The organism is Lacinutrix sp. (genome assembly GCF_023299985.1).
Lineage (GTDB): Bacteria > Bacteroidota > Bacteroidia > Flavobacteriales > Flavobacteriaceae > Lacinutrix.
The window spans coordinates 1-4,638 of the sequence record NZ_JALZVX010000076.1 but is presented as its reverse complement, the minus strand read 5'-3'; the positions used below and the strand labels follow the sequence as shown (position 1 = coordinate 4,638).

Below are 4,638 nucleotides of genomic sequence, written 5' to 3'. Positions count from 1 at the left end.
ATTCTTTGTTTAAATATTTTATTTTAACTTTTTTATTTGTTACTTCTTTGCACTCTCAAAGTGGAAAAGATACTAATGTTTTAGATTCTATATATAAGCTACGTAAACGCTCTAATGATAATAATTTAGATTATAATACAAGAATAGAATATGCTAAAAAGGCGGTAGAATTTTCAAGCCAACTAGATATTGACACAACAGTATTAAAAAGCAAAAAAAACCTATCCTACTTATACCTTTTAAGTGAGCAGTCTGAAGATTTAAAGCGAATAAATTTTGAAAATTTAAAACTAGCTATAAAAATAAAAGATTCTTCGGCTATAGCAAATGCTTACCATATTTTAGGTTTTGCTTACGATGAGTACGATGCACGACGAGACCTAGCATATTCTTACTATTTTAATGCGGTAAAGATCTATAAAGCGATTAAAGACGATCGTAATTCTGGTGAAGTCTTATTAAACATGGCTAATATTCAGAATAAAGAACGAGATTATGTTGGTAGTGAAATTAATGCCATCGAAGCAAAAAAGTTAATTGAAGCACTTCCAGAAATCGAAGACAACTTGCTTACTCTATGGCTAATTAATAACTTAATAGGTATAGTGTCTCGCGAGCTAAAACTTTACGATAAGTCTCTAGAATATAATGACCTCGCAAAAAATTATACCAAGAATATGGTAGATGGTTATTATTTTAAAATCTCTACCATTAGTAATATAGCTTCAACGTATAGAGAAAAAGGTGATTATAAAACTGCTATTAAAAAATATGAAGAGATTTTAGAGAATAAAAACCTTATCACTTACGACTCTGCATCATACGCAAGTGCTATTTCTAATATAGCACATACTAAATTCTTAACTGGTAATAGATCTAAAGTCGAAGTAGAGTTTCCTTTTAGAGAGGCAATAAAAATCTCTAAAGCGATTCAGAACAATACTATAGAACTTCATACTTATTTGTATTTGGGTAAGTATTTTAAGGCTGTCAATAAAATAGATTCGGCAAGTAAATATCTAGGTAAATCTTATACAATATCAAAAGCAACAAACAAGAATGATATTTTGTTAGAAAGTTTAGTTTTAAAAGCTTCATTTAATAAAGATTCTTCAAACCTGTTTATAAACGAATACGTAAAGTTAAACGATAGCTTAATAAATGCAGAACGCTCCATAAGAAATAAATTTGCAAGAATAGATTACGAAACAGATGTTATTAAACAAGAAAAGGAAGCTATTTCTAAACAAAATATTTGGTTGGTTATTATTACAATAGGACTTTTATTTTCAATGCTGCTTTTATATATTATCAAGACGCAACGTGAAAAAAACAAAGAACTCCAATTAGTACAGCAACAACAAAAAGCAAACGAAGAGATTTATAATCTTATGTTATCTCAGCAAGATAAAATGGACGAAGCTAGGTCCTTAGAAAAAAAGCGTATTTCTCAAGAAATACACGATGGAATTTTAGGTAGGTTATTTGGTACTAGATTGAGTTTAGATAGTCTTAATATGGTTAATACCGAAGAGGCTATTTCTAGTAGAGAAACTTATATAAAGGACCTTATGGAGATTGAAAAAGATATAAGGAAGGTATCTCACGATTTAAATACAGATTTTATATCCAATACTAGTTTTACAGATTTAATTAATTCATTGGTAGAAAAACAATGTAGTGCCTACGAGTTAGACTATAAAACCAAACTCGATCAAGAAATTAAATGGGACAACCTAACCAATAAAACTAAGATTCATATTTATAGAATTGTACAAGAATCGCTTCAAAATATTTATAAACATGCTAAAGCAGAACTTGTTGAGGTAATGTTGGAACAAGAAGATAATTTAATATCTTTATGCATAATGGATGATGGGATTGGGTATGATAAGAATAAACAAAAAGAAGGTATAGGCCTAAAAAATATTAAAACAAGAGTAAATTCCATTGGAGGTAAACAGAAAATAGAGACTAAAATTAATGAAGGAACAACCATAAAAATAGAAATCCCAATCTAACACAGAAACCACTTTACAATGGCAAAAGAAACTATTAAAATATTAATGACAGACGATCACCCAATGATTATTGAAGGTTATCGAAATACTTTACTAGCCACAAAAACTAGAGAACAAGCTCTCTCTATAGATTTTGCAACTAACTGCGACGAATCTTTAGGCTTAATTAAAAAATCTATTGCGCTTGGAGAGTTTTATAATGTTTATTTTTTCGACATAAGTATGCCTCCATCCTTAGATGGAGCATTCAAATCTGGAGAAGATTTGGCAATGTATGTGAGAGAAAAATCGCCTAGTTCTAAAATAGTAATGCTTACTATGTTTGATGAATCTTATCGTATTCATAGCATTATAAATAATATTAATCCAGAGGGATTTTTAATTAAAAGCGATTTAACGTCCAGAGAATTGGCTAGTGCTTTTCAAGCAGTTTTAAATAATCCACCATTTTATAGTGGTACTGTAAACCATACCATTAGAAAAACTAGTTTTAGTAACCTAGTAGTAGATGAGACCAATCATCATATTCTTTACCTTATTTCTAAAGGCGTTAAAAATAAGGATATTGCTAATCAAATGGCACTTTCTTTAAGCAGTATAGAAAAGAAAAAGAAACAATTAAAAGAAATATTTAAAGTTGAAGAAGGTGACGAAAAAACACTTATTGAAAAGGCTAGAGGCTATGGTTTTATTAATTAATTTCTAGTGTTTTTAGCTCAAATGTTAAAATTACTCAAAAGCACGATTATTTTAAAACGAGGAAAAGTATTGTTTTTATTGGTGTTTTAAGAGTTTTGAGGTTTTTCATTACGGTAAAAGCCGTAATTGTATAATTATATATTATTTAGATTTGTCCTATCAACAATCATAGTAGCTAAATTCAATTTATTTAGGATTTAGTTGGTAATAGCACATTTACACAAACCTTGTATTTTCATCTTAGGAATTACAAGGTTTTTTTTTGTTAAAAAAGTATGCTTTTATAATCCCAAACAATTTTTATAAATAAGCCAAAGTATATTATTGCCACAATAAATTTTATAAAAGTTCCAGTAATAAACCCAATAAAAGATCCAAAGGCAGCTTTAAGCGCTGTCTTAGAATCTGCTTTGTTAGATAGCTCACCTATTAATGCTCCAACAAAAGGACCTATAATTATACCTCCAGGAATTGGAGCAAGAATACCAACAATTAGCCCAATAGTAGTACCAACCATTCCTGCTCTTGTACCACCAAACTTTTTTGCTCCCATTGCAGGAATAATATAATCTAAAGCAAAAACAAGTAAAGCAATAGCAAGCGTAGTGCCTAAAAACAGCCAGTTGTTTGGTATAGCATCTGTTAAATAAAGCAATAGCAGTCCAACCCAACTTAAAGGAGGTCCAGGTAATACTGGTAGAAAACTACCAATAAGACCAATAATCATAAAAAGTAAACCAAGAATGGTTAAAAATATATCCATGAAAGTGTTTATTTATAAGACGCTTAAAACAAATTAAAGTTACATTTATAACTAAAAAATTAGTTTAAACTAAATAAATAGTTATATTTGAACTAATCTTTTAGTTTAAAGTTTTAAATTCTAACTTAAAAATACATTAATTAAGATTAAACGAGCATGTTAAAAATTTAATCATTTAAAAAATGATTGAAAACGAACAGCAAGAGACCCAAACACAAATAATAGACACACATGAAACAACTTACTAAAGCCGAAGAAGACATCATGCAAGTACTATGGCAATTAAAAAAAGCCAATGTAAAGCAAATAATTGAAGAGTTCCCAGAACCTAAGCCTGCTTATAATACGGTATCTACAATTGTTAGAATTTTAGAAAACAAAGGTTTTGTAGATTATGAAAAGAAAGGTAAAGGACATATTTATTTTCCATTGTTAGAGAAACATGAGTATAGCAACCAGTCTATTAACAAACTTGTAGATAATTATTTTCAAGGCTCTTTTAATAGTATGGTTTCATTTTTTATGAAAAAAAACGACATCAGTTTAAATGAGTTAGAATCTGTTTTAAAAGAAATAGATAAAGACACTAAAAAATAAAATTATGCTTCACTATATCTTACAAACGGTTATTTTTCAGTTGCTATTTTTATTAATTTACGATGTGTTTTTAAAAAAAGAAACCTTCTTTAATTGGAACCGGTTTTACTTATTAGCCTCAGCATTATTGTCTATTGTGTTACCATTTATTAAAATTGATAGCTTTAAAACAGTAATCCCTAAAGAATATATTTACGTTTTACCAGAAATTATTATTGGTAAAGCAAACAATAACATAACAGTAGAAGAAGCTGTAATAGATAATATTAATACTTCTAGTATTACTTTTAGTTGGGAATACTTATTGTATTTAGGCTCTGCAATTGCACTATTTTTATTTGTTGTAAAGTTTTATCGGTTAGTATCAATGGCATATAAAAACCCAAAAACTAAATTTGAAAACGCCTTTTTAATAGCATTAGAAAACAGTAAACATGCGTTTTCATTTTTCAATTATATATTTCTTGGAAACGATATTAAAACCGAAGAAAGGCAAACCATTTTAGCGCACGAGTTACAGCATGTAAAAGAGAAACACAGTTTAGATTTACTGTTTTT

General features: G+C 28.7%; 4 protein-coding genes and 1 pseudogene. 4 read left to right on the top strand and 1 reads right to left on the bottom strand.

Annotated features, from left to right (window positions below):
• Positions 1-2,021 (top strand): sensor histidine kinase (locus Q0C58_RS03895; RefSeq protein ID WP_290697789.1); only part of this gene is annotated, 2,021 nt, incomplete at its 5' end.
• An 18-nt stretch (positions 2,022-2,039) separates the two neighbouring features.
• A complete protein-coding gene (locus Q0C58_RS03890) occupies positions 2,040-2,720 on the top strand; it encodes a response regulator transcription factor (RefSeq protein ID WP_290697785.1) in 681 nt (226 codons plus the stop codon).
• A gap of 265 nt (positions 2,721-2,985) precedes the next feature.
• Here Q0C58_RS03890 and Q0C58_RS03885 read toward each other — a convergent pair whose 3' ends face one another.
• A complete protein-coding gene (locus tag Q0C58_RS03885) occupies positions 2,986-3,483 on the bottom strand; it encodes a DUF456 domain-containing protein (RefSeq protein WP_290697782.1) in 498 nt (165 codons plus the stop codon).
• 231 nt (positions 3,484-3,714) lie between these two features.
• On the opposite strand from Q0C58_RS03885, the gene Q0C58_RS03880 reads away from it, so the two are divergent.
• Together Q0C58_RS03880 and Q0C58_RS03875 are read left to right on the top strand one after the other, a co-directional pair.
• Positions 3,715-4,080 (top strand): BlaI/MecI/CopY family transcriptional regulator, encoded by a 366-nt coding sequence (locus Q0C58_RS03880; RefSeq protein WP_290697779.1) that lies wholly within the window; start codon positions 3,715-3,717, stop codon positions 4,078-4,080.
• A 4-nt stretch (positions 4,081-4,084) separates the two neighbouring features.
• Positions 4,085-4,638 (top strand): annotated as a pseudogene (locus tag Q0C58_RS03875) (blaR1 peptidase M56 family protein); the annotation flags it as partial.

Excerpts from the sequence above, each read along its gene's own strand:
- Q0C58_RS03890 (WP_290697785.1), top strand. The coding sequence starts at position 2,040 with ATGGCAAAAGAAACTATTAAAATATTAATGACAGACGATCACCCAATG.
- Q0C58_RS03885 (WP_290697782.1), bottom strand. The coding sequence starts at position 3,483 with ATGGATATATTTTTAACCATTCTTGGTTTACTTTTTATGATTATTGGT.
- Q0C58_RS03880 (WP_290697779.1), top strand. The coding sequence starts at position 3,715 with ATGAAACAACTTACTAAAGCCGAAGAAGACATCATGCAAGTACTATGG.